19 protein-coding genes are annotated in these 23,989 nt (G+C 55.4%); 10 read left to right on the top strand and 9 right to left on the bottom strand.

Annotated elements, in window-relative coordinates; all coding sequences use genetic code 11:
• Position 1: 1 nt before the first annotated feature.
• Entirely contained in the window at positions 2 to 1,879 is a 1,878-nt protein-coding gene (locus tag ACO6VX_RS10445) for an amidohydrolase (protein WP_207253917.1), read from the bottom strand.
• A 287-nt stretch (positions 1,880 to 2,166) separates the two neighbouring features.
• Between ACO6VX_RS10445 and ACO6VX_RS10440 the strand changes: the two genes are divergently transcribed.
• Genes ACO6VX_RS10440 through ACO6VX_RS10420 form a run of 5 tightly spaced genes read left to right on the top strand, consistent with a single transcriptional unit; the run spans position 2,167 to position 9,364 of the window.
• Positions 2,167 to 2,859 carry a hydrolase gene (locus ACO6VX_RS10440; RefSeq protein WP_010670331.1) on the top strand — a complete coding sequence of 231 codons (693 nt, stop codon included), beginning with the start codon at positions 2,167 to 2,169 and terminating at the stop codon, positions 2,857 to 2,859.
• Between the two features lie 59 nt (positions 2,860 to 2,918).
• Positions 2,919 to 3,140 (top strand): XapX domain-containing protein, encoded by a 222-nt coding sequence (locus ACO6VX_RS10435; RefSeq protein WP_022624301.1) that lies wholly within the window; start codon positions 2,919 to 2,921, stop codon positions 3,138 to 3,140.
• Positions 3,141 to 3,142: 2 nt separating this feature from the next.
• Entirely contained in the window at positions 3,143 to 3,397 is a 255-nt protein-coding gene (locus ACO6VX_RS10430) for a XapX domain-containing protein (RefSeq protein WP_033780211.1), read from the top strand.
• A gap of 43 nt (positions 3,398 to 3,440) precedes the next feature.
• Positions 3,441 to 3,824 carry a response regulator transcription factor gene (locus ACO6VX_RS10425; RefSeq protein WP_010670332.1) on the top strand — a complete coding sequence of 128 codons (384 nt, stop codon included), beginning with the start codon at positions 3,441 to 3,443 and terminating at the stop codon, positions 3,822 to 3,824.
• Positions 3,824 to 9,364, top strand: coding sequence for an AAA family ATPase (locus tag ACO6VX_RS10420; RefSeq protein WP_422458107.1), 5,541 nt, complete (start codon positions 3,824 to 3,826; stop codon positions 9,362 to 9,364). The genes ACO6VX_RS10425 and ACO6VX_RS10420 overlap by 1 nt, the downstream gene beginning before the upstream one ends.
• Before the next feature lie 29 nt (positions 9,365 to 9,393).
• Here the strand turns inward: ACO6VX_RS10420 and ACO6VX_RS10415 are convergent, their stop codons facing one another.
• Positions 9,394 to 10,014: a response regulator transcription factor gene (locus tag ACO6VX_RS10415; RefSeq protein WP_033760375.1), complete on the bottom strand. Its 621-nt coding sequence runs from the start codon at positions 10,012 to 10,014 to the stop codon at positions 9,394 to 9,396.
• 821 nt (positions 10,015 to 10,835) lie between these two features.
• Here ACO6VX_RS10415 and fdhF point away from each other — a divergent pair.
• Together fdhF and ACO6VX_RS10405 are read left to right on the top strand one after the other, a co-directional pair.
• Complete coding sequence (fdhF, locus tag ACO6VX_RS10410) at positions 10,836 to 13,808, top strand: formate dehydrogenase subunit alpha (RefSeq protein ID WP_422432113.1); 2,973 nt, start codon at positions 10,836 to 10,838, stop codon at positions 13,806 to 13,808.
• The gene (locus ACO6VX_RS10405; protein ID WP_050679362.1) at positions 13,808 to 14,293 is read left to right on the top strand and encodes a DUF1641 domain-containing protein; all 486 of its coding nucleotides are present in this window, start codon (positions 13,808 to 13,810) and stop codon (positions 14,291 to 14,293) included. The genes fdhF and ACO6VX_RS10405 overlap by 1 nt, the downstream gene beginning before the upstream one ends.
• 16 nt (positions 14,294 to 14,309) lie before the next feature.
• Here the strand turns inward: ACO6VX_RS10405 and ACO6VX_RS10400 are convergent, their stop codons facing one another.
• Together ACO6VX_RS10400 and ACO6VX_RS10395 are read right to left on the bottom strand one after the other, a co-directional pair.
• A complete protein-coding gene (locus ACO6VX_RS10400; protein WP_033769017.1) occupies positions 14,310 to 14,720 on the bottom strand; it encodes a GFA family protein in 411 nt (136 codons plus the stop codon).
• Between the two features lie 156 nt (positions 14,721 to 14,876).
• Complete coding sequence (locus ACO6VX_RS10395; RefSeq protein WP_422432110.1) at positions 14,877 to 15,647, bottom strand: DeoR/GlpR family DNA-binding transcription regulator; 771 nt, start codon at positions 15,645 to 15,647, stop codon at positions 14,877 to 14,879.
• Between the two features lie 120 nt (positions 15,648 to 15,767).
• On the opposite strand from ACO6VX_RS10395, the gene ACO6VX_RS10390 reads away from it, so the two are divergent.
• The gene (locus tag ACO6VX_RS10390) at positions 15,768 to 16,919 is read left to right on the top strand and encodes an MFS transporter (RefSeq protein ID WP_050679360.1); all 1,152 of its coding nucleotides are present in this window, start codon (positions 15,768 to 15,770) and stop codon (positions 16,917 to 16,919) included.
• A gap of 82 nt (positions 16,920 to 17,001) precedes the next feature.
• Here the strand turns inward: ACO6VX_RS10390 and ACO6VX_RS10385 are convergent, their stop codons facing one another.
• From ACO6VX_RS10385 to ACO6VX_RS10370, 4 genes are all read right to left on the bottom strand, one after another.
• Complete coding sequence (locus tag ACO6VX_RS10385; RefSeq protein WP_033780220.1) at positions 17,002 to 17,643, bottom strand: NrsF family protein; 642 nt, start codon at positions 17,641 to 17,643, stop codon at positions 17,002 to 17,004.
• Positions 17,630 to 18,184, bottom strand: a complete 555-nt coding sequence (locus tag ACO6VX_RS10380) for a sigma-70 family RNA polymerase sigma factor (protein WP_010247151.1) — start codon at positions 18,182 to 18,184, stop codon at positions 17,630 to 17,632. Before ACO6VX_RS10380 ends, ACO6VX_RS10385 begins: the two co-directional genes overlap by 14 nt.
• Positions 18,185 to 18,255: 71 nt before the next feature.
• A complete protein-coding gene (locus ACO6VX_RS10375) occupies positions 18,256 to 19,497 on the bottom strand; it encodes a protein-disulfide reductase DsbD family protein (protein ID WP_010247150.1) in 1,242 nt (413 codons plus the stop codon).
• Positions 19,498 to 19,521: 24 nt separating this feature from the next.
• A complete protein-coding gene (locus ACO6VX_RS10370; RefSeq protein WP_010670341.1) occupies positions 19,522 to 20,079 on the bottom strand; it encodes a peroxiredoxin in 558 nt (185 codons plus the stop codon).
• 367 nt (positions 20,080 to 20,446) lie between these two features.
• Between ACO6VX_RS10370 and ACO6VX_RS10365 the strand changes: the two genes are divergently transcribed.
• The gene (locus ACO6VX_RS10365) at positions 20,447 to 21,655 is read left to right on the top strand and encodes an aldose 1-epimerase family protein (protein WP_422432106.1); all 1,209 of its coding nucleotides are present in this window, start codon (positions 20,447 to 20,449) and stop codon (positions 21,653 to 21,655) included.
• Positions 21,656 to 21,905: 250 nt separating this feature from the next.
• Positions 21,906 to 22,961 carry an alpha/beta hydrolase family protein gene (locus tag ACO6VX_RS10360; RefSeq protein ID WP_082787936.1) on the top strand — a complete coding sequence of 352 codons (1,056 nt, stop codon included), beginning with the start codon at positions 21,906 to 21,908 and terminating at the stop codon, positions 22,959 to 22,961.
• On the opposite strand, the gene ACO6VX_RS10355 is transcribed toward ACO6VX_RS10360, so the two are convergent.
• Complete coding sequence (locus ACO6VX_RS10355) at positions 22,903 to 23,940, bottom strand: helix-turn-helix domain-containing protein (RefSeq protein ID WP_397324616.1); 1,038 nt, start codon at positions 23,938 to 23,940, stop codon at positions 22,903 to 22,905. The genes ACO6VX_RS10360 and ACO6VX_RS10355 overlap by 59 nt on opposite strands.
• Positions 23,941 to 23,989 lie beyond the last annotated feature (49 nt).

Raw genomic sequence — 23,989 nt, 5'->3', positions numbered from 1 at the left:
ATTAAAACGCGAAGCAGCTGCAGCCGAGCGCGCCCCAGAAGGCGTTATCTTCGGCAACCGGAACGCTGGAACCACGGGCGATCTCATGCGAGTGGCGATGAACACCGCAGGGGCCGCTGCAGTGGTGCACGGCGGGCATCATACCCGCACGGCTCTGCACAACCGGCGGGGCGCTGCGATAGTGACCTGGCACATTCACCACCGGTGACCACTCTGGCAGAACCGGAATAGCGGGCGGCGCATCCGCGCTGAACGATCCGGCGGCATAGACAATATTGCCATCCACCACCGTCAGCACTGACTCAATGCCTTTAATTTCCTCTTCCGGCACGCTGAAGAAGTCTTTGCTCAGCACGGCCAGATCCGCCAGAAGACCTACCTGAATCCGACCTTTTTTATTTTGTTCGCTGGAGAACCAGGCGCTGCCCTGTGTCCAGAGCATCAGCGCCGTTTCACGGTCAAGGCGGGCATTGACGTCATACATCTGCATGCCGCCCACGGTGCGACCGGAAACCAGCCAGTAGAGCGCGGTCCAGGGGTTATAACTGGCGACGCGGGTTGCATCGGTGCCGAGTCCGACCGGAACGCCGGTTTCCAGCATTTTCTGAACCGGTGGGGTATGGCGGGTGGCTTCAATGCCGTAGCGTTCAGCAAAGTATTCGCCCTGGAATGCCATGCGATGCTGCACCGCAATGCCACCGCCCAGCTCTTTGATACGATCGATATTGCGCTGAGTGACGGTTTCCGCGTGGTCAAAGAACCAGTGCAGACCATTAAACGGGATATCGCGGTTGACCTTCTCAAAGACATCCAGCATCCGGCTGATCGACTCGTCATAGGTTGCATGCAGACGGAAAGGCCAGCGATGTTCCACCAGATGACGCACCACGCGCTCCAGCTCATCCTCCATGCCAGGCGCTAAGTCCGGACGTGGCTCCAGAAAATCTTCGAAGTCGGCGGCCGAGAACACCAGCATTTCGCCTGCGCCGTTGTGACGGAAATAGTCGCTGCCCTGGCCTGGCGTCAGCATATCCGTCCACTTCTCAAAATCTTCCAGTTCATGCCCCGGACGCTGAGTGAAGAGGTTGTAGGCGATACGCAGCGTCATCTGCTTTTTCTGATGCAGTTCAGCGATCACTTCGTAATCTTCGGGATAGTTCTGGAAGCCGCCGCCCGCATCAATGGCGCTGGTCAGACCCAGTCGATTCAGCTCGCGCATAAACTGACGGGTCGAGTTGATCTGCTGTTCCAGCGGCAGTTTCGGTCCTTTGGCCAGGGTGGCGTAGAGGATCATCGCATTGGGACGGGCGATCAGCAGACCGGTGGGATTGCCGTTGCTGTCGCGCTGGATTTCGCCACCCGGCGGGTTCGGTGTCTCTTTGGTGTAGCCGACGACTTTCAGCGCTGCGCGGTTGAGCAGGGCGCGGTCATAAAGATGCAGCACGAAGACCGGCGTGTCGGGGGCCGCCTCGTTGATCTCATCCAGCGTCGGCATCCGGCGCTCGGCAAACTGGAACTCGGTCCAGCCGCCTACCACACGCACCCACTGCGGTGACGGCGTGCGCAGCGCCTGCTCTTTCAGCATTCGCAGCGCATCGGCAACCGACGGCACCCCTTCCCAGCGCAGCTCAAGGTTGTAGTTCAGACCACCACGTATCAGGTGCAGGTGGGAATCGTTCAGGCCCGGTACGGCGGTGTGACCTTTAAGATCGATCACTTTGGTGCCGTCGCAGTGATACTCCATCGCCTCTGCCAGTGTGCCTACCGCAACGAATTTGCCATCACGAATCGCAACGGCTTCTGCCACCGGATTGCTGCGGTCAACAGTATGAAATTTGCCATGGGTCAGTATCAGTTCTGCTTTACCCAGCGTAACCATAGATCCTCCTCAACGGGGTTGTCCGACGTAGTGCGGGACAGGAAGTGCCGCAGATAACAGGGCACGAATAAGCCGGATTATGGTGAGCGGGTTAATGCGTCGTCTAGTTATACAGAGGGATACCTATACCTTCGTATAGTTATACGCAGAGATAATAGTTTGCCTTCGCCCGTCGCCCTACACTGCGACCAGACAGCCAGCAGCAGGACGTTAAACCTGCACTGACCGTCCTTTTGCTCCGCGCCAATTGGCGAAAATTCCGTTACATAACCTCTATGGGTGAACGCATGTCCAACGCTAAGCTTGAAGTCCTCACGCCACATAACAGCCAGATTATTTTCATCGACCAGCAGCCGCAGATGGCCTTTGGCGTGCAGTCGATTGACCGCCAGGTGCTGAAAAACAACACCGTTGCGCTGGCGAAGGCGGCGAAAGTCTTCAATATCCCCACCATCATTACCACCGTCGAAACCGAAAGCTTCTCGGGCCACACCTATCCTGAACTGCTGGATGTGTTTCCGGGTCAGGACATTCTGGAGCGCAGCTCAATGAACTCCTGGGATGACCAGAAAGTGCGTGATGCGCTGGCCGCGAACGGCAAGAAAAAAGTGGTGGTGTCCGGTCTCTGGACGGAAGTGTGTAACAACAGCTTTGCGCTGTGCGCAATGCTGGAAGGGGATTACGAGATCTATATGGTGGCGGATGCGTCAGGCGGCACCACCAAAGAAGCGCACGACTACGCGATGCAGCGCATGATTCAGGCGGGTGTGGTGCCGGTCACCTGGCAGCAGGTCATGCTGGAGTGGCAGCGTGACTGGGCCAACCGTGACACTTACGATGCGGTGATGAACATCGCCAAAGAGCATTCAGGTGCCTATGGCATTGGTGTGGATTATGCCTACACCATGGTACACAAAGCGCCGTCACGTCAGAAAAGTGAACACCGTACCCTGGCACCGGTTCACGCACCGGTCCGCTAAGGGGCGTCCTGCTGATCGGCTTACGTCTGCCGGTCAGCAGGCATAACAGGAGTCCGGTTATGAATCCTTTACTACTTTCTCTGGCTGCAGGGGTATTGATTGGCCTGCTTTACGGCCTGCTAAAGGTGCGTTCACCGGCTCCGCCCGCGATTGCGCTGGTGGGGCTGCTGGGGATGTTGCTGGGTGGGGCGCTGGTGCACGCAGTCTTGCCCGCAGAGCATGCGACCACCCTGCAGCAATCCGATGCGCCGTTTGTTACACCTGTTTCGCGGGTAAGCTGAACATGTTGAAATCCTACATTATTTCTCTCACGGTGGGGCTGCTTGCCGGGGTAATCTATGCCCTGATCAACGTCAACTCTCCGGCACCTCCGGTTATTGCTTTAGTGGGGCTGTTTGGCATGCTGGTGGGCGAGCAGTTGATCCCGCTGGGTACGCGTCTGTTCCGCCGGCAGCCGGTGACGCTGAAGTGGTTTCGCCATGAGTGTGTGCCAAAAATCAGTGGGACACCGCCACCCGATGGCGATAACCACCCTTAAGTCCTCGCGTGCCGTACGATGAGGCGTTTCAGAGGATAACTGCATGGCGCTGTCACAGCGTATTGTCATTGTGGATGATGAACGCGCGGTCCGCAGTGGACTCAGCAATCTGTTGCATTCAGACGGCTATTCGACCCGATTATTTGAGTCAGGTGAGGCGCTGCTGAGCGATGACGATGCGCTTTCAGAGGTGGGCATGCTGATCATCGATGTCGGACTCAAGGGCATGTCCGGCTTTGAGCTGTTCACTATTTTGAAACAGCGGGCAGGTCTGCCACCGGTGATTTTTATCTCGGCAGATCTGGAAGAGACCACCCTGTGGTATGCCATTGCCTTAGGTGCCGTGACTTTTTTGCGAAAGCCGATTGATGTTGATACGCTGCTGACACTGATCCGTTGCGAGTTATCTCAGGGAAAGGTGCGCTGATGAGCATGCTTTCGGTTAATTTTCAGGAGAGTGACGACGCAGGGATCGCGATTGAAGATTTCGACACGCTAACGCCGCTGGCGCAGGATGGCTGTCTGCTCTGGATGCTGGCGCGCCGTCACTCAGGTGAGTCACTGATAATCGCCACCGGACAGAGTGACGACGTCACGTTTCAGGCGACGCAGCGGCTGAAAAATGAACGAGCGCTGGCCGCTTATCTTTCGCCCCGCTGGGCCATCACCGCGACGGGCACCACCCGTTACCTCAACCGCTATGCGCTGATCTACCCCACGTTTCCGTTTCGCAGCCTGGCGAATAACCTCGCGACCCCTCCCGATAAAATCGCTGACTTCCTGCAGGTTGCATTGCAGCTTTGCTACACGCTCGGCCAGGCGCATCATCAGGGCATCGTGCATGGGGATATCAAGCCAGGCCATTTTTTTATCAGTGATGATGGCCGGTTCCGGCTGGGCGGGTTTGGTCTCGCCTCGCTGGCAGCGCAATCGGCGGAAAAAAACAGCCTGCGCGTCTCTGGCGGTACGCTGGCCTATATGTCACCTGAACATACCGGCCGCACGCCGCATCCGGTCAGTAGCCTCAGCGATCTCTACAGTCTGGGTGTCGTGCTGTATGAATATCTCACCGGTAAGTTGCCGTTTGGCTCACCGGATGCGGGGGAGGCGGAGTGGATTCATCATCACATCGCCAGTGCACCCCGGCCAGCCGGACAGGTCAGAGAGGATGTGCCGCCGATGCTCTCTGTGATTCTGCTGCGTCTGCTGGCAAAGTCACCTGCTGACGGGTATCAGACCGTGCAGGGGCTGATGGCTGATTTACGCCGCTGTCAGGCGACGCTGACCGCAGAAAACACTATTGCGCCGTTCACGCCCGGTCTGCAGGAGCGGTTCAGCACCAGTTTCCGGCCCGAGACACTGTTCACGCAACATCCGCAGGCTCGCGTGCTGCTGACGACGCTGGATGCAGTCAACCGTACCGGCACGCAGAGCCTGGTGATGCTGAGCGGTGCGCCCGGCTCGGGTAAGTCCGCCATTATCGCTTCCGCCCTGAAAACCCTGCAGCACCGTCAGATTCTGCTGGCCGCCAGCAAGGCCGATCAACATTCGCCTGCCGCACCTTATGCCGCAGTCGCCTCAGCGTTTCGCACGGTCACGCTTTATCTGCTGGGATTGTCAGCCCTGGAGCTAAGCAAATGGCGGGTTCGCCTGTTGCGCTTGCTGGGTGGCTATACCGATTTAGCCATTGAACTGGTGCCTGAACTAAAACAGCTGCTGAATATCCGGACAGTGCAGCCGGTGGTGCGCCATGCTCCGGACGCCCGCGAGCAGTTTAATCAGATGGCGTCTGCGCTTATCCAGGCCTTTGCCACGCCGGGCCGTCCACTGGTGATGCTGATTGATGATGTTCACTGGGCAGACAATGCCACGCTGCAACTGCTGGAAAATCTGATTACCCGTAATGAGCATCTGCCTTTTATGCTGGTGCTCGCCTTCCGGGAGGGTGAGTCGATGCCCTGTCCGATGATTGCCGGGTTTCTTCTGCGCCTCAGAGCGTCAGCGGCACGGGTCGTGGCGCTGACGCCGCAGCCGCTCAGCGTTAAGAGTATCACCCGCTGGCTGGCGGGGATGCTGCATACCCGTCCCGGCGGCAATCGTGAGCTGGCACAGATTATCTTTGAGAAAACCGGCGGTAATCCGCTCTCGATGCAGGAGTTCTTCCGTCAGGCGGTAGATGATGGGGTGATTGTCTATCGCCAGAACCCGCTGAAGTGGCATTACGACAGCCAGGCGCTGATTGCGCGTCAGTACACCGACAATGTGGCGACGCTGGTATTAAATCAGCTGGCGCGGATGCCGGAGGCAACACGCCAGCTGCTGGGTTCGCTGGCCTGTCTGGGGGCCAGCGGTGAACTGTCGCTGTTAAGTCATATCAACGCCACGTCCTTATCGCGGATTCAGCAGCAGCTTGAGCCTGCCGTCAGCGGCCGTTTTATAACCCTGACTGGCGGGAACTACGCCTTTACCCATGACCGGGTGCATAACGCGGCGTTTTTACTGCTCGACCTCCGGCAGCAACACTCTCTTCATCAACAGGCGGCGGCATGGCTGTCGGCCGCGGTTGTAAATGCCGATCACAGTGAGACGCTGTTCCGCGCGGCTTATCACATCGGCATGATTGCTGAACTGCCGCTTAGTGTCGCAGACCGTGAACGCTATTATCCCCTCTGTTTACGTGCTGCGCAGGGAGCGAAACGTGCCGGAGATTATCTCTCGGCGCTGCGCTATCTGCGCAGCGCCCAGCAACTCAGCCAGCGGATGGTGACCGGCAATGACTTTATGCTGGGCATCGATGAGGCGGAGTGCGAATTTCTGCACGGTAATCTGACGACCGCGCAAAAGCTCTGTACCCGACTGCTGAGTGAACCAGGCACGCTCAGTGAAAAATCGATGGCAGCCTGTCTCTCTGCCGAAATTCATATGCGCCAGTCCGATAACCATCTGGCGCTGGAAACTGCGCTCGCCTGGCTGGCAGTATTTGGTGTACATCTGAGGCGTGATCCGGACGACGCGGAGATTGACGCCGCCTGGCAGGCGATCAGGGCGCGGATTGGCGATTCCCCGCAAGCGGCTTTTTCCCGACTGCCACGCAACACCGATCAGGAAACTGAGTCGGTGCTGAACCTGATGGCCAGCACCATTTTTGTCTCCGCCTACGACTGCCCGCAGCTGCATCTGTTGCTGGTCTGCCGGATGCTGGAGATGACGCTGGATCACGGCGTGACCGGTGCTTCTGCGTTTGGTCTCGCCTGGTTCAGCGTGCTGATCAGCGAACGCTATCAGGCCTGGCATTTTGGCTATGCCTGTGGTCGGGTGGCCCGTGAGCTGGTGGAGCGGCATGACTTTACCCGCTATAAAGCCCGCACGCTGCTGCCTCTGGATCAGCTGGGGATCTGGACGCAGCCGCTGGATGTCGCCGTAGAAAGTGCCCGTGAAAGTTTTCGCGTCGCGGTGATGCACGGAGACCGTTCCTTTGCCTGCCTCTCGTTGCGTCATCAGATCATGAACACGCTGACACGCGGCGATCATCTGGAGTCGGTCATGACCTCCATTGAGCGCGGACTCGCTTTTACCCGCAAAACCTTTTATCCCGATGTTGAAAACGTGCTGGTCATGCAGAAGCAACTGGTGATGCAACTGCGGAACAGCAACGGGTTCAGGGCAGGCGATCGCGATGGCGCTTTGCCGATGGTGGCGGGCAGCGAGCCGGGCGTGATCTCTGGCCCAAAAGCGATGGTGCTGTTCTGGGCGGGGTTGTATCGGGGAATGGCACATTTCTTTGCGGCAGAATACCGGGAGGCGCTGCGCTGTTTTGCAGAAATTCGTCCGCTGACCAGCGCAGTGCCCGCTTACATCTACCTGATGGATATGCATTTTTACAGCGCACTATCGCTAAGCCTGCAGCCCGGTGCGGCTGACAGCAACACGCTGCGCTGCGATCTGGACAAATTTGCGGGCTGGGCCGACCTCAATCCCGGACTCTTTGCTGATAAATATGCCCTGCTCAGGGCAGAGTGTGCCCGTCTTGCGGGCAACACGGGCGAGGCGCTGAAACAGTATGAAAATGCGATCTGTCTCTCCCGCCAGGGGGGATATCTGCACATTCATGCGCTGGCGAATCAGCTGGCTGGCCGCTACTGCAAATCATTACAGCTAGATACCGCCGCCGATGCCTACGTTAAAGCGTCGATGAGAAGCTGGGAGAGCTGGGGCGCACTGGCGATGGTGCGCCAGCTTGAGCAGCACTATCCGCATCTGACCACGGCGATGCAAAACAGTGCGGTGGCGACCATTCCCTTTACGCAGGATGCCTCGTTCTACGACCTGGAGAGTGTGCTGACCGCCGTGCGCGCCCTGACGGAGGAGATCAACCTTGATCGGTTGATTCATACCCTGATGCGCATCCTGCTGGAGCGGGCCGGTGCCCAGCGCTGTCGGCTTATCCGGATTCTGGATGGTACGCTTCCGGAAACGCAGGCCTGGGCAGAAAGCACGGCTGATGGCGTGCGGGTGCAGATTGTCAAAGAGCGCCCCGTCGCAACTGACCTGCCGCTATCGGTACTGGCCGCGGTGATCCGTACCGGTCAGGAGATACGTACTGGCAAGCCGGAAGAGTTCAGTCCGTTCAGTCAGGATCCTTACCTGGTGGCCTCGGGCGCTGCGGTGTTATGTGTTCCGATGTTCAGGCAGGCCAATATGGTTGGGGTGCTCTATCTGGAGAATCGCCTGATGCCCGATGCGTTCACGGCTGAGCACTCCCACATTGTTAAAACGTTGAGTGCTCAGGCGGCGGTTTCGCTGGAGACGGCGCGCCTCTACGCTGAACTGCTGGAGGAGAACAACCATCGGCGACGGGTTGAAAAGCAGCTGCGCGCCAGCAAAACCTCACTGATGCTCGGCGAGAAGATCAGTCATACCGGCACCTGGCGCTGGGAAGTGGCAGAGGACATGATGATGGTGTCTGAAGAGTATGGCCGTATTCTGGGCCTGCCAGCCCATCAAAAAGGGTTGTCGATGGCAGATTTTCTGACCCGCGTTCATCCCGATGATTATGAGTGCATCAGCGAACTGGTGACGCACAGCGTCAGTCAGGGACGTAGTATGCAGGCTGAGTTCCGTGTGCTCAGGCCGGATGGTGAATGCCGTTATATCAAAGGCATCGGAGAGCCGGTAGAAAACTTCCCCGAGGTGAAAGAGTACTTCGGCACCATTTCAGATATCACCTTGCAGCGCCAGGCAGAAGATGCCGCGCGCATGGCACAGGCGGATCTGGCCCGTGTAACCCGCGCCACCACAGTCGGGCAACTGACTGCCTCAATCGCCCACGAAATTAACCAGCCACTGATGTCGATCGTGGCCAATGCCGGTGCCAGCCTGCGCTGGTTAAAGCGTGAACCGGTCATGCTGGAGAATGCCAGCAGCAGTCTGGATGAAATTATCAAAGAGGGAAAACGTGCCGGAGAGATAATTCGTGGCCTGCAGGCGCTGACCCGCAATCATGAATCGAGCTTTGCCTCGGAAAACCTGCATCTGATCGCCCGCGATATCCTGGCGCTCTCCAGAGTGGAGCTGGAGCGACGCGGAATTTCGCTGGAGCTGAAACTGAGGGCCGGAAAGGCGGATATCTATTGCGACCGCGTTCAGATTCAGCAGGTGCTGCTGAATCTGGTAATCAATGCCATCGATGCCATGTCCGACGATTTACCGCGCGCGGCGCTTTTGCGGCTGACGTCAGAGAACCCGACGCCGGACACGCTGCGTTTTGAGGTGCTGGATAGCGGCTGCGGCTTACCTGATGGCGTGCGTGAACGGATTTTTGAGTCGTTCTACACCACGAAGAAAAGTGGCATGGGCATGGGATTAACCATCAGCAAAGGGATTATCAAAAAGCATTGTGGTGAGTTAGGCGCAGAGAACAGGGCGGAAGGCGGCAGCCGTTTCTGGTTCACTCTGCCACTGGGATAATCGTATTCAGGACAGGTGTCTGCCTGGCCTTAGCGGCGTCGGGTATGATCAATATTGAGCCGCTCTGCCGCCCGCACCAGATCGGTGAGCGACCGTGCCTTCATCTTCTCCATCACCCGCCGCTTGTGGACTTTTGCCGTGATCTCACTGACGCCCATTTCGGCGGCAATCTGCTTATTCAGCAGGCCGCTAATCGCCAGCAGCATGACCTCGCTTTCACGCGGTGTCAGGGTCTGATGTCGCTCCAGTATCTCCCTTCGCTCCTCGGAAGAGGCCATATTCTGCCCGGCGATCTGTAAGGCTTCTGCAACCGCCTGCAAAATACGATCGGGATCGACAGGTTTAGTCAGAAACTCATAAGCACCGGTTTTCATCGCCCGCACTGTGACCGGAATAGTCCCGAAGCCGGTTAAGAAGATAGTGGGAATGGCGTAGCCACGATCGATCAATGCCTGTGCGACATCAAATCCATCTGCACCAGGCAGATTAATATCCAGAATCAGGCAACAGGGAAGGGGAGTAAAAGCGTGAGCCAGGAAATCATCAGCCGAAGAAAAAGAGATAACCGTGTAATCGTCGGCAGTGAGCAGATTACGCAGTGCAGCAGTCACAGCAGCATCGTCGTCAACGATATAAACGATGGGATTCATAGGGACCTCATTTCAGCCAGGTATTTACTGATAATTTAATTAAGCATGACGCGTAAAGAGGCCCTGATGAGAAAGTGTCGGGCAGGGTTAACAGGATATTACCATAACAGTTATCATTATCATCTTATAATTATCAGCTTGTTAAAATTAAGATAAATGGCTGATAGGTATGACTAAAATGTGAGCGTCAATTCTGGGGTGGAGCGCCACTGTTCTGGCCGTCAATGCTGATAACTGTCATTTGATCGACATAGCTATGCCATAAATTGTTCGCTCACTCACGGGCAGGAGAATAGTCCCGTTTAATAGCTAAAATAATCCATAAACCCGTTATCCAGATTAAATCGTTTCAGCCTGATATGTACTGGAATAAGTTAGTGGCGGTACGTAATTAATTCGGAAGTAGTCTGTTAACTCGCGGCGGTCCTGATAATTAATTTGCCTAAGGGCAAAACGACGGATTGATAAGCGTACCGATCTTTACCCTGCGTCTTATAGCGAAATAAGCTAGTTGGTTATATAGTTACAACATACATTATGTTTGGTTATTAACCCTAAACTTCACCATTGTGCGGCCAATGCTTATCAACGCGAAGCCTCTGTGCCAGATTCTGACGATTAGCCGGGTAAAACCTGACCCGTTTTTACCCGGTAAGAAGTCATTACATTTAAAAAAGCCTTACCTGTCAGCGAGTAACCTTGATAAGCGTAGCGGTATTCATGGCGTGGCTGCTAATCCTCACTAAGCTTGTGAAGCAACCCTTTAAATAGAGGGAGATTTTCCATTCGGTAGCTCGTCGCAATGTCGTCATGAGGCTTATATGAGTCAAAATTACTGCACCATTATCTACAATGGTGAACGGTTAAAAGGGTTAGCTGATCAACCGCTAATCGATTTTCTGGATGCTCAAGGGAAAAAACTACCTCATGTCTGTTACCACCCGGCGTTGCCGCCGCTGCAAAGTTGTGATGTCTGCTGGGTAGATGCCAACGGAGAGCGGGTTCGCGGGTGCACGCTCCGCACTGAAGAGGGGCTGGAGGTGCAGAGTGAAGGCAGTGCGCTTAAGGCCGCGCAGCAGGAGGGAATGGATCGGCTGCTCAATCGTCATGAGCTTTACTGTACCGTCTGTGAACACAACACCGGCGACTGCACGCTGCATAATGCCGTGGCAGATATGCACATTCCGATTCAGTACTATCCTCATGAGCCCAAGCCCTACGCGAAAGATCATTCCAATCCGTTTTACACCTACGATCCTGACCAATGCATCTTATGCGGTCGCTGTGTCGAAGCGTGTCAGAATGTCGAGGTCAATGAGACGCTGTCGATTGACTACACCCAGGCACATCCTCGCGTGCTCTGGGATGGCGGAACGGAAATCGCCGGTTCCAGCTGCGTCAGCTGCGGACATTGCGTCACAGTTTGCCCGTGCAATGCGCTGCTCGAAAAAACCATGCAGCCAGACGCAGGCCCCTTTACCGCGATGGATGAAGGGCTGAAGCGTCCGCTGATCGACTTTGTTAAAACGCTGGAAAACAGCATCGGCATGGAGCCGATTACCGGCGTTTCGAAAATCGATGTGGCGCTGCGCCAGTCGGAGATCAAACGCACCAAAACCGTTTGCACCTATTGCGGTGTGGGCTGCAGCTTTGAGATCTGGACCCGCGACCGCCATATCCTGAAAGTTCAGCCGGTCGCCGAAGCCCCGGCCAACGGCATCTCGACCTGCGTTAAAGGTAAGTTCGGCTGGGACTTCGTCAACAGCCCTGAGCGCCTGACTACGCCGTTGATCCGCGAGAATGGCCACTTCCGGCCTGCCAGCTGGGATGAAGCTTTGCAGCGGGTAGCCGAAGGATTACAGGGTATCGCTCAGAATTATGGAGGCGATGCGATTGGCTTTATCGGCTCCAGCAAGGCCAGCAATGAAGAAGCCTATCTGACCCAAAAAATCGCCCGTTTAATTTTTGGCACCAACAACGTTGATAACTCCTCGCGCTATTGTCAGAACCCGGCCACAGAAGGACTGTTCCGCACGGTGGGCTACGGCGGAGATGCCGGGACGATTGAGGATCTGCAACAGACCGATTTGATCGTGCTGGTCGGCAGCAACCTGGCCGAGAACCATCCGGTGATTGCTTCACACATCAAACAGAGCCACAAACATCGCGGTCAGAAACTGCTGGTCGTTGATCCGCGCCGTCATGAAATGGCGGAACGTGCTGACTGCTATCTGCGCATCCGACCGGGTACTGACCTGGTCTGGGCCTCGGCGATGGCAAAATATATGTTCGATCACGGTTATGCGGATGAGGCTTTTCTGGCCCAGCGGGTCAACCAGGTTGATGAGTACCGCGCCTCACTCGCTTCCTTTACGCTGGCCTTTGCCAGTGAGACATGTGGACTGAGTGAATCAGAACTGATTGAAGCAGCGGAAATGATCGGCCAGGCGGGCAGTGCCTGTGTGTTGTGGGCGATGGGAATTACCCAGCACAGCCACGGGGCAGACACCAGTACGGCGCTGTCGAACCTGCTGCTGGTCACCGGCAACTATGGCCGGCCTGGCACCGGCGGTTATCCGATGCGCGGACACAACAACGTACAGGGCGCCAGCGACTTTGGCTGCCTCAGTAATCTCTATCCCGGCTATGAAAAAGTCACTGACCCAGCGGTGCGCGAAAAATGGGCGCGCGCCTGGGGCGTCTCGCCTGAAGCGCTTTCCGATCAGCCTGGTGCAGATAATTTTAAAATGGTGCAGCAGGCCGGTGAAGGCAAAATTCGTGCGATGTATATCACCGGTGAAGAGACGGCGTTTGCGGATGCCGATGCCACTTCAGTGCATGCCGCCTTCAGCAAGCTGGAATTTATGGTGGTACAGGACATTTTCATGTCACGCACTGCCGAATTTGCCGATGTGGTGCTGCCCGGTGCGCCCAGCGTGGAGAAGGAGGGCACCTTTGTGAACACCGAGCGGCGGATCCAGCACTTTTCACCCGCCATGAAGCCGCTGGGTGATTGTCGGCCCGACTGGGAGATCTTTACCGATCTCGCCGCCCGTCTTGGTCATCCGTGGCATTACCCGAACCCAGGCGCGATTATGGCGGAAGCGGCAGGCATCGCAGAGGTTTTCGCGGGTGTCAGCTATGAGCAACTGGTCGGCTGGCAGTCCCAGCTCTGGCCCGTCAGCGCCGCAGGCGAAAGCACGCCGCGACTCTACACGGAACGGTTTAACTTTCCGGATGGCAAAGCGCGACTCTATCCGCTGAGCTGGCAGCCGCCCGCGGAGCAGGAGGATTCACAGTATAATCTGCTGCTGAATAATGGCCGGATGCTGGAGCATTTCCAGTCGATGAATCAGACCGGGCAGGGTGGCCGCATGATGTCGCTGTCGCCTAATGCCTTTGTTGAGATCTCGCCGGAGCTGGCCGCCGAGCGCGCGCTGAACGAAGGAGAGTGGGTACGCATTACCTCGCGGCGCGGATCGCTGGATGTGCCTGTCGTGATCACTGAGCGTGTGGCAGGAAACGTACTGTTTATGCCGATTCATCATGGCAAAGATGGCGTCAACGCCCTGACCGGCGAACATCATGATCCCGACGTCAACACACCGGCTTATAAAGAGATTGCCGTAAATATGAAGCGCGTTGATCGCCGGTCGCAGCCTAATCCGGTGCCACTACACAACTTCCGTCACGGCAGTCGTACGCCGCTGGATCACCTGCCGATAGAGCAAAAATGGCAGCAGGCTGGCTATCGGGAGCCGCCTGAACATGTCGAAAAACCGGAGAAATTCTAATGGCAGAACGGATGAAATATCAGGTCCCGCCGACACCTACCGAGCCGACCGCCCGGGAGGCGATGGATGAGCTAATCGAAAATCTTCACCAGCACGGTTTTCTGCGGCTGGCGAACGACCTGGTTAAATCAAACAGCGAGGTGGGGAAAATCCTGGTCTCGGGCCTTAATCAGCCGGGTACGCAGAACGCGCTACAGAATCTCTCGCTACTGATGATGACGCTGGGCAGCGTGCCGCCAGAACGGTTTAATCATCTGCTGTTGGCCGTTCGCGATGCCGCGATGGCCGTTAAACCGGCGCGCGATGAGGCCCGTCAGGAAAAAGCTGCGCCGGGCATCCGCGGCATTATCCGGTTACTCAATGATGAGGATCTGTGGCGCGGACTGCGCCCCATCTTCGCGGCGCTTGAAGTCTTCTCACAACAGATCGACCGTGAAGAGCAGAAGCCGATTACCCGCTTCAGTGGCAAGCCCACACGGGAGTAGTTCAGCCTGCGATCGTTCAGGATTGCGTGGGGGTGTAGATCAGATGACCGGCTACACCGCCCGCGCCGCCATCTTTTGGATGATTGATACCATCGGAGACCGGGACATCGGTGAAATCAAACGGCGAAACCCCCTCAAGGCAGGCGACATTCACCCCGAACTGATCGGGCTGTGAGCGGCTCTGATGAAAGGTGTAAATGCCGCAAACGGAACAGAAGTAGTGGCCCACCTCTTTGCTGTTGAAACGATACTCTGTGAGCTGCGCTTCACCGCGGGTCAGCTCCACTTTTGTCGCAAATACCACCACCGCGCCGCGCATCCGGCAAAACGAGCAGTTGCAGCGGCGCACCGTATTAAATCCATCCTTCAGCGTCACCCGGTACGCCACCGCGCCACAGTGGCATTGTGCTGTCATTTCATTTTGCATCGTGATCTCCTGTGTAGTGAAACCAGCCAGCTTTCAGCCTACGCCAAAGCCTGGGATTTGGCAGCATCGGGTGCGGATTTGTCGACTATTAGTACAACCAGGGCAGGGTGCGTTGATCGGGTTCGTCTGCGACACGATTTATTTCATCACCCCGTATCAGACAGTAATAAGCGTTATCTCTTCCGCTTCAAACGCCTCAAGCAGTTCTTTATCGAGCTTCTCTTCGACGACGAGCGTTGAGATTTCACGGCATTTCGCCACGCTGAATCGCGCTACTGCGGGGATTTTATCCGCTGTCAGCCCGACAATGATCTGATTGCTTTGCGCCATAGCGACTTTCTTAAATTCGCAATCCGCATAGTTAAAACCGGTCAGACCGGCCTCCGGGCTCATGGCACAGCCGCCAATAAACGCCTGATCAAACAGAATCCCCTGGATCTGGTTGATCGCGGTTTGCCCGACCGCGCCGCCGGTGCTCTTCTGTATCTGCCCGCCCAGCATAATCACCTCCGCAGCAGGATGGTTGATCAGTAGCGCAGCAATATCGGGTGCATTGGTGACGACGGTGATATTCAAATCTGGTGATAGCGCCTGTGCCAGCGCCAGATTGGTTGTACCGGCATCAATAAAGATGCAGCTATTGGTTTTCACCAGGCTGGCACAGCGCTGCGCGATCAGGGCTTTTGCTGCGTGATCGTGAGCTTTCCGGCTGACAAAGCTGCCCGCCTCCTGAAGCTGTAACACCGCACCGCCATAGACCTTTTTACATAAACCCTCTTTACTGAGTTCATGAAGATCGCGGCGGATAGTGTGCTCTGACACGGCCAATTGCCTTGCAAGGTCAGTGCAAACCACCCGTCCTTTGTCCTGCAATATCTCACGAATCAGCGCTTGTCGCTGCTGCGGGAAAGCTGCATAATCGAGCATATAAACCTCAAAATATTCACAATCGAGCTATAGTGAGCATAATCGTTCACTGCCGGGCAGGGAGTCAATAGCGATCTCTCGGTCCTGTCAGCTCTCCCCGACATCCCTCAAAGGAATGCAATGGCTAATAACGTCTCTTCCACGCTGGCAACACGCATCATCTTTTTTATAGCCGGATTTATAACCGCGACCTGGGCGGTGATTGTGCCTTTCGCCCGCGGCAATACCGGCGTTAATGAGGCGCAACTCGGCACCTTGCTGCTTTGTCTTGGCGTCGGCGCGCTGATTGCGATGCCGGTGACGGGCTGGCTGACCAGCCGCTTTGGCTGCCGCCGGGTGATTCTGGTCGCTGTCGCGCTGGTCATCATCAGTACGCCATGGCTGTCGGTGCTCAGCGACCCGCTGTTGCTGGCGCTGGCGTTGCTGGTTTTTGGCGTCGGCATCGGAGTAACCGACTGCGCCATGAACATCCAGGCGATCCTGGTGGAGAAGCAGGCGGAAAAGCCAGTCATGTCAGGCTTTCACGGCATGTATAGCGTGGGCGGCATTGCTGGCGCGGGCTTTATGACGCTGCTGCTGGCGATGGGATTTAGCGTGCTGACCGGCTGTTTGCTGGCGGTCGCGGCGGTGATTATCATGACGCTGGTCAGCGCATCGGGCTTACTGACCTACGCGAACCCCGCTGAAGGCCCGGTGTTTGCTGTTCCGCGCGGCAGCGTACTGATTATCGGCATCATCTGCTTTGCCGTCTTCCTGACCGAAGGCACCGTGCTGGACTGGAGTGCTGTCTATCTGACCGACGTCCGGGCCATTCCGGCATCACTGGGCGGACTGGGCTATACCTGCTTTGCCATTGCGATGACCGTGGCGCGTCTGACCGGGGATCGGATTATCTCATCGCTGGGACGTTTACCGGTTGTGCTGGGCGGCGCACTGATTGCCGCCGCTGGCATGGCGATGGTGACCTTTATCGCCTCCTGGCCGATGGCGTTGCTGGGCTACACCCTGGTCGGCGCAGGCTGCGCCAATATCGTGCCGGTAATGTTCTCAGCCGCCGGACGTCAGACGGTGATGCCGCAGGCGGTCGCCGTGCCTGCCATTACTACTCTGGGCTATCTGGGGGTCCTGAGCGGGCCAGCCGTGATTGGCTACGTGGCGCATTACACACATCTCGCTTTCTCGTTTTCACTTATTATGGCGCTGATGCTGGTTGTCGGTGCGGTCTCTCTGACCCTGGATCTGGGCCGTAGCCGCGCGGGGGAGAATGCATAAAATTACCCAATCCGCGCTCCTGACAGAATTTCATTGAACGGGGCGCGGAGTCATCTTCAGGAGGAACGGAAGCGGCGTGCCATTACTCTCCCAGCCTGACCCAGCGGCGGCCTGCCAGCACCGTCAGCGCCACGATGGTGATGCCCGCAGCCAGATGCATAGAAAAATCGATGGCGTGCAGATGGGTATCGTGGCACAACGACAGCAGCATCGATGAGGTAAACGCACTGCCGCAGCCGCTCAGCGCCAGACTGCGCGCCGGATAGAGGGATCGGGTGCGCTGCAGGGCGAACACGGACATCAGCATCATCGGGACACTGGCCGACAGCATAAACAGATAGCAGTGCATCCCTTCACCCAACCGGTTCGCGCCCGATGGCGGTGCTGAAGATGACATATTGATCAGATTCAGCCCCAGCCACATCATCGCCATCAGCAGCGGCCAGCGCAGGCTGATCGGTTTTCTGCCTGCAATACTCAGCGTAAAGGCTGCCGCCAGCGTGCTGCCCGCGATGATGAGTGACAGCAGCAGGGCAACCAGCGCGAAAAACGCGCCAGGCTGAGACCAGTCGGTGAAACGGCTGTGAAATGCCCAGCTGGTCAGCGCGCCACAGGGCAGGGCAAGGGCAATCCAGCCCGCAACGCGCCAGGCCGTGGGCCAGACGCGCTGCACCGGCTGGGCAGACGCGCTGAGCTGATTAATTAACTGGTCATGATTTCTCATGATGACCCCGTCCATATTTACGAAGGTTGACCATTGCGCGATGCAACAGAGATTTAACCGCAGAGAGCGACTGATTGGTTTCAGCTGCTGCCTGCGCCAGGCTCTGCTCGCGCAGATGCACGGATTCGACGATCTCTCGCTGGCGCAGCGGAAGGTTATCCAGATAACCGGAGAGGATATCCGTATCGGCTGAGGACTCTGCACTTGCAGCGGGTTGCCGTTGCAGCTCTTCCTCATCCTGTACTTCCTGGCGACGGCCGCGATGGCGCAGCGCATCTATGGCCCGGGCAGAGGCGATGGCAGCAACCCAGGGGAGTATCGGACGCTGCGGATCGTAGGTATGCCGCACCCGATGGATCGCCAGCAGCGTCTCCTGAATCACATCCTCGACCAGTCCCTCATCACGGATTTTTTTGCATACCAGTGCCCGGATGGCCGGAACCATCGCTTTCAGTAACTGGTTATAGGCAGCTCTGTCACCCGCCTGCGCCCGGGCCATTAATGCTGGCCACTGCTGTGCGCGTTGATCAGTTTCTGGCATCGATCATCAGCAGTTCAGCACGCTGTCGCCGTGCCCTGACCACGCGCCAGGCAATCGTTTCATCAGTAATCTCAGGATTTATTTCCTTTTTCTGTTGCCTGATTCAGCGCTGAAATCACAATGCCAGGCGTCAGCACCTGCGGCAGTACCTCAGGTTTACCGCCGTCAGCCGGATAGACCACGTAGAGCGGTAATCCACCGCGTCCGAAATCGCTCAGCGCCTGTTCAACATCGGGATTGTATTTGGTGGAATCCGCGACCATATAAATGGTGTTGGTTCGCGCCATCGCCGCTTTTACCGCCTGCGTCGAAAGCGAAGTACGATCGTTAACCTGGCAGGTAATACACCATGATGCGGTAAAGTTCACCAGTATTGGTTTGCCCTGACCTTTGATGGCATCAACGTTCTGGGGCGACCAGGCCACAGCGGCGGCAGCCTGTGAGGCGGTTGCCGTTTCAGCCGGAGCTTCGGCAAACCTGTTCAGGTTCAGTAACGGCACTACGACCAGCGCCAGGAAGAATGCGGTCGCCACATGCAGCACCCAATGACGCTGTCCCATCATACGGCGTTTCTGCGCCATGCCATACAGCCAGGCGGCGAAACTAAACAGTAAACAGCAGGCCAGAATGGCAGCCAGCGCCGCCGATCCCGCCTGACGTTCAAGTACCCAGATCAGCCAGCCCACCGCGCCCAGCATGGGAAACGCCAGCCCCTGCTTTAAGGTGATCATCCAGGCACCCGGTTTTGGCAAAATTCGCGCCAGCACCGGGAAGAATGAGATGAGGGTGAAGGGCGCAGCAAAGCCCAGCGCCAGTGAAATAAAGATCACCAGACTGATCAGTGGAGGCTGGGTAAGCGCATAGCCTACCGCGCTGGCCATGAAGGGCGCGCTGCAGGGAGTCGCGACAATGATGGCCAGCGCGCCAGTCAGTGCTGAACCGACTAAACCACCGCGATCGCCTCCCACTTCACCAACCCGCTGTACCGATAATCCTACTTCAAACAGACCGAGCAGGTTCAGTGCCGACCCAAGCATCACCAGAATCAGCGCGGCGATGACCAGCGGCGATTGCAGCTGGAATCCCCAGCCCACCGATGCGCCGCCCGCCCTGGCCAGCAACAGAACTGCGGTCAGAGCGACCATCGTCACGACTACGCCCAGCAGAAAGGCCAGGCCTTCGGCTCTGGCGTGGGAAGGTGATTCGTGATGGCGGATCAGGCTCAGTGCTTTCAGCGAGATCACCGGAAACACGCAGGGCATGAGGTTCAGAATAATGCCGCCCAGGAAGGCGGCTGCAATCGCAGTCAGCATGATGTACCTGCTCTGAAGATGAAGTTATGCCGGATTGGCCTGACGGTATTTTTTAACGGCATCCATCGCTTTCTGGATATGCGTATCAGGATTTTTATCGGTGAAGCTCAGCAGGATTTTGCCATCGGGCGCAATCACGTAAGAGGTGCGGTCTGAGAGTTTCTGACCTTTCATCTCCATGGTGCTCTTATATTCTGCCGCCACTTTGGCACCGGGATCGGCTGCGACGGTGAATTTGTCACGGCATTCAAGCTGAGAGAATTTCGCAATCTGATCGGTATTGCCCGCCGTCACGCCAATGACTGTCGCACCCTGCTTTTTAAATTCATCGGTCGCTTCAGCAAAATCGTGTGCTTCCAGCGTACAGCCTGCACTGAAAGCAGCAGGGAAGAAGTAGAGGACAACCGGGCCTTTCTGCAGCGCCTGTTGCAATGAGAAGGTGGTCGATTTACCGGCCAGCGCGGCTTCCAGTTTAAAGTCCGGCGCTTTTTCACCGACCTGTAACGCTGCAAAAGCAGATGTTGCCGGAACACTCAGTGCCAGCAGCGTAGCGACGGCCAGGGTTTTCAGGGTGTTTTTCATTGGCTTTACTCTCTCCATTGACGAACAGACGGAGTTGTCTGACGTCCCTGATAACAGGTTCGTTTAAAAATGGAAAAAGTTGCGCGGTTGAAGATTTTTTTAAATTATTTTTTAAATAGCGCTTCATCCGCCATCTTTTATCAGATCCCTCTTTTTGAGCTGAATCGAATAAAGCTAATGTCAGCAAATTTCACCTGGTTCGCTGTATTTATTCCTCTCTGGCCGTAATCACTGTGATTTGGCCCACAATAATAGGGCTAACTCGCTGCCTTTTCTCAACAGGTGAGCATCATCACGTTTATCTTCAGTCCCATTAAGTAAATTTCCCTTACGCAATGAAAAAACGATTCAGCTAATGGGGTGAAGGATGAAGATTAAACTGGCGTTAACGGTACTGGCAGTGCTGGTTTCAGGCTCTGCAGCGGCGAAAACCTGGGTGCTGACGAGTGCTGAACAGGGCACTGAGCAAGGAAACTGGAAGATTTCGAGTAGTGAGCTGAAGTCTCAGAGCAAACCGTTCAGCATCGAGCAGAAAGTCCTGCATGGCGGCAAGCAGGAAGGCAGTAAAATTCTGACGATCCACAGTGAGGATGGCCTGACGATTACGCTAAGCCCGACACGTGGCATGAACTTACTGCGTGTTGAAGGCTTTGGCACCCGCATGGGCTGGGATTCACCGGTTAAAGAGGTCGTCAATCCTGCCTACATCAATCTTGAGAGCCGCAACGGTCTGGGCTGGCTGGATGGTTTCAACGAGATGATGGTGCGTTGCGGCTACGAATGGACCGGCCATCCGGTCACCGATGAAGGCCGAATCTATACGCTGCACGGTAAAGCAGGGAATACGCCGGTTTCTCAGCTGGAAGTTGAAGTGGCAGATGCGGCACCACACGAAATTCGTATTCGCGGCCTGATTAAAGAGAGCACCTTTAAGAAAGCTGATTTGCAGACCATGACCGAGCTGCGTTACGTGCCAGGCAGCAACAGTTTCAGCCTGCATGATGTGTTAACCAACCACGCCGACTATCCGCACGATTACCAGATCATCTATCACAGCAACTTCGGCAAACCGATTCTGGAAGAGGGCGCACGCTTCCTGGCGCCGATGTCCGGCATCAGCCCATTCAATGACTACGCGAAAGCCGGGTTAAAAGAGTGGCAGACCTATAAAGGTCCGACCAAAGACTTCGATGAGATGGTGTTCAACATCAAGCCACTTTCAGACAGCAATCATCAGACCGTCGCTGCGGTGATAAATAAAGCGGGCAACAGAGGCGCATCCATTCAGTTCGATACGCGTCAGCTCCCGATGCTGACCTTATGGAAAAATACCGACACCCTGAAACAGGGCTACGTGACCGGCATCGAACCTGGTACCAGTTACGCCTATCCGGTCACCATTGAACGTGAACAAAAACGTGTGAAGCAGCTGCAGCCGGGTGCGAGCACAACATTTGATCTGACGTACACCTTGCTGCACAGCAGCGAGCAGGTTAATGACGTTGAGAAACGCATTAAGGGCATTCAGGGCGAAACTAAGATTGATGTAAGCGAGACGCCGATAGCGAAAGAGTAACTGGAATGAATGAAATCCCGATGACGTGAAGTCGCGTGTCGGGATTTTTTTTAGATTTGAGAACGGATTTTATGACTTACAGGCTGCCGCGCCATGGATATTGCTGGTCGTGAGCGGCACCATAAAACTGAAGCAGACGGATAAATAATCACTGATTTTGCAAATTTGAAGACCTGGATCGTGTAAGAGGACGCATTCGTACGTTGTGGCAGATTACAAACAGGTCTTCATTTATCACAGCAAGGCATCAATGATGTTCAGAACAGTGTTTATAGCAGCATCGGTATTACTTTTCTGCTGGCAGGTCCAGGCATCCCCGGGTTTTCGCCAGATGACAGTGTCAGACACCAAGGGAGATCCTCTGAAAGTAGCGGTGTGGTACCCGGCGATTCAGAATGGAGTAAGTGAAACTGTTGGAGAAAATGTCGCTTTTGTCGGCGTTGAGATTATCCGTAACGCCACACCCGTTTCGGGAACGCATCCACTTGTAGTGATTTCACATGGATTTAATGGAAGCTGGAAAAATCTTTCCTGGCTTGCTGCAGCGTTGGCCGCTCAGGGATACATTGTGGCTGCGCCTGATCACCCCGGTACGACAATCTTTAATCAGAATCCTGAAGACACCAGAAAACTATGGCGTCGTCCTGGTGAAATATCCCGGGTAATTGATTTCGTCGGTCGATCTTCTGACTTATCTGGCGCAGTAGATGATAAGCGCATTGCGGCTATTGGGCATTCTCTTGGAGGCTGGACAGTCATGTCGCTGGCTGGAGCGCGTTTTGATCCTTCGTTGTTCCTGAATGACTGTCAGCAGCATGTCCTTCGCGGTGACTGTAAGCTGACGACCAAACTTGGAATAGATGACGTTACTGCGCATAAACTTTTGTCATCTGACAATCTTGATACAAGAATCAAAGCCGTCGTGTCACTTGATGCTGGATTAGCGCCAGGTTTTACCCCTGCTAGCCTGAGCAAAATTAACATACCCGTGCTTATTCTCGCGGCCAGTAATGACAAGCTGGGTCAGTTGCCTGCTTCTGAGGAATCTGAGTATCTTGCTGATAAAATGCGCGGATCATTGCGACAATTCAGTATCATCAAGGGGGCGACTCATTTCAGTTTTATGCAGTTATGTAAACCAGGTGCAGAGAAACTTATTGACGATGAAACGCCGGGCGATGGCATTGTTTGTCAGGACGACAAGGGTGCTAGCCGATCAGAACTACATCAACTGATAACGACTAAAATCACACTTTTTCTGGATTCTGCACTGAGTTATCACGCGCCTGCTGACGAAATAGACTAGGGGAGAGGCCTGAAAGGCGCTGGAATTCACGATTGAAATTAGACTTAGTCATGAATCCGCACTCCAGCATGATATGAGTAACGGGCAAAGAAGTGTTAAGCAGTAGCTCTTTTGCCCGTTCAACCCTGAAACCATTGATCCACTGCGATACATTACACTGTTTAACCGAGTTAACGGCTGCAGAGAAATTACGGGCGGGTATGCCGGTTTTCCTTGCCAGTAGAGCAAGCGTCAAATCGGGATTCAGGTAGAGCTCTGTTTCATGGACCTGTTTTTCGAGCATCATATATAACTCAGTCATATCTGCCGCTGGAGCTTGATCATCGATCTTGTCTGTTTTTTGCCCGATAACAGGTTCAAAGCGCTGGGATGAGTTTAAAAAGCCGAAAATAATCGTGCCGACAATGGGCAAGAGCGCAAGTTGAGTGATGAGGATGATCGAAGTGGCATGTTTTCCACCGCTGATACCAAAGTCAGTTGCAATGAGAAGGTCTGTCAGCGCGGAGAGACACAGAAAGCCGCCTGCGAAAAAAGTCAAAGTATGATGCTGAGCTATTGCGCCCAGAGTATTGAGCCTTATAGGTTTTCCACTAATCACTGCTTTTTTTAGCAGGGCGAATCCATAGCTGAAAAAAAGCATACTGAGGATGAAGTCAGTAGCAGGTGCCCATACCAGCCTGATCACTAGCGATACTATTGCGGGTACAAGCAAAATCAGTAAGTCATGTTTACGTCTTTCTTCACTTAGCGGGACGAAACTGTGCCATGCAATGGCAGGTAAAAGCATTGCAAACACACTCTGCACATTTCTCAAAATCTCAGAGTCATACTCCCAGCGGATCGTATTAATCGAAATAAGAACGATGCAGGCAGAAAGAAAACGCAGCGTGCCGTTGTTACGTTGTTTTCCGGAATAGATTGTTGCCATCAGCAACAGCAGAGAAAGAAGTGTAATGACAGGAAAAGGCACTGAGAGCATGGGTGCAGAACCAGAGCAGCAAATTTCCTGAATGATTACACAATTGCCC

It is taken from the genome of Pantoea sp. BJFS-204 (assembly GCF_049310725.1).
Taxonomy (GTDB): domain Bacteria; phylum Pseudomonadota; class Gammaproteobacteria; order Enterobacterales; family Enterobacteriaceae; genus Pantoea; species Pantoea agglomerans.
The sequence above is the reverse complement of the archived record's forward strand: the minus strand, read 5'-3'. Positions and strand labels throughout refer to the sequence as shown.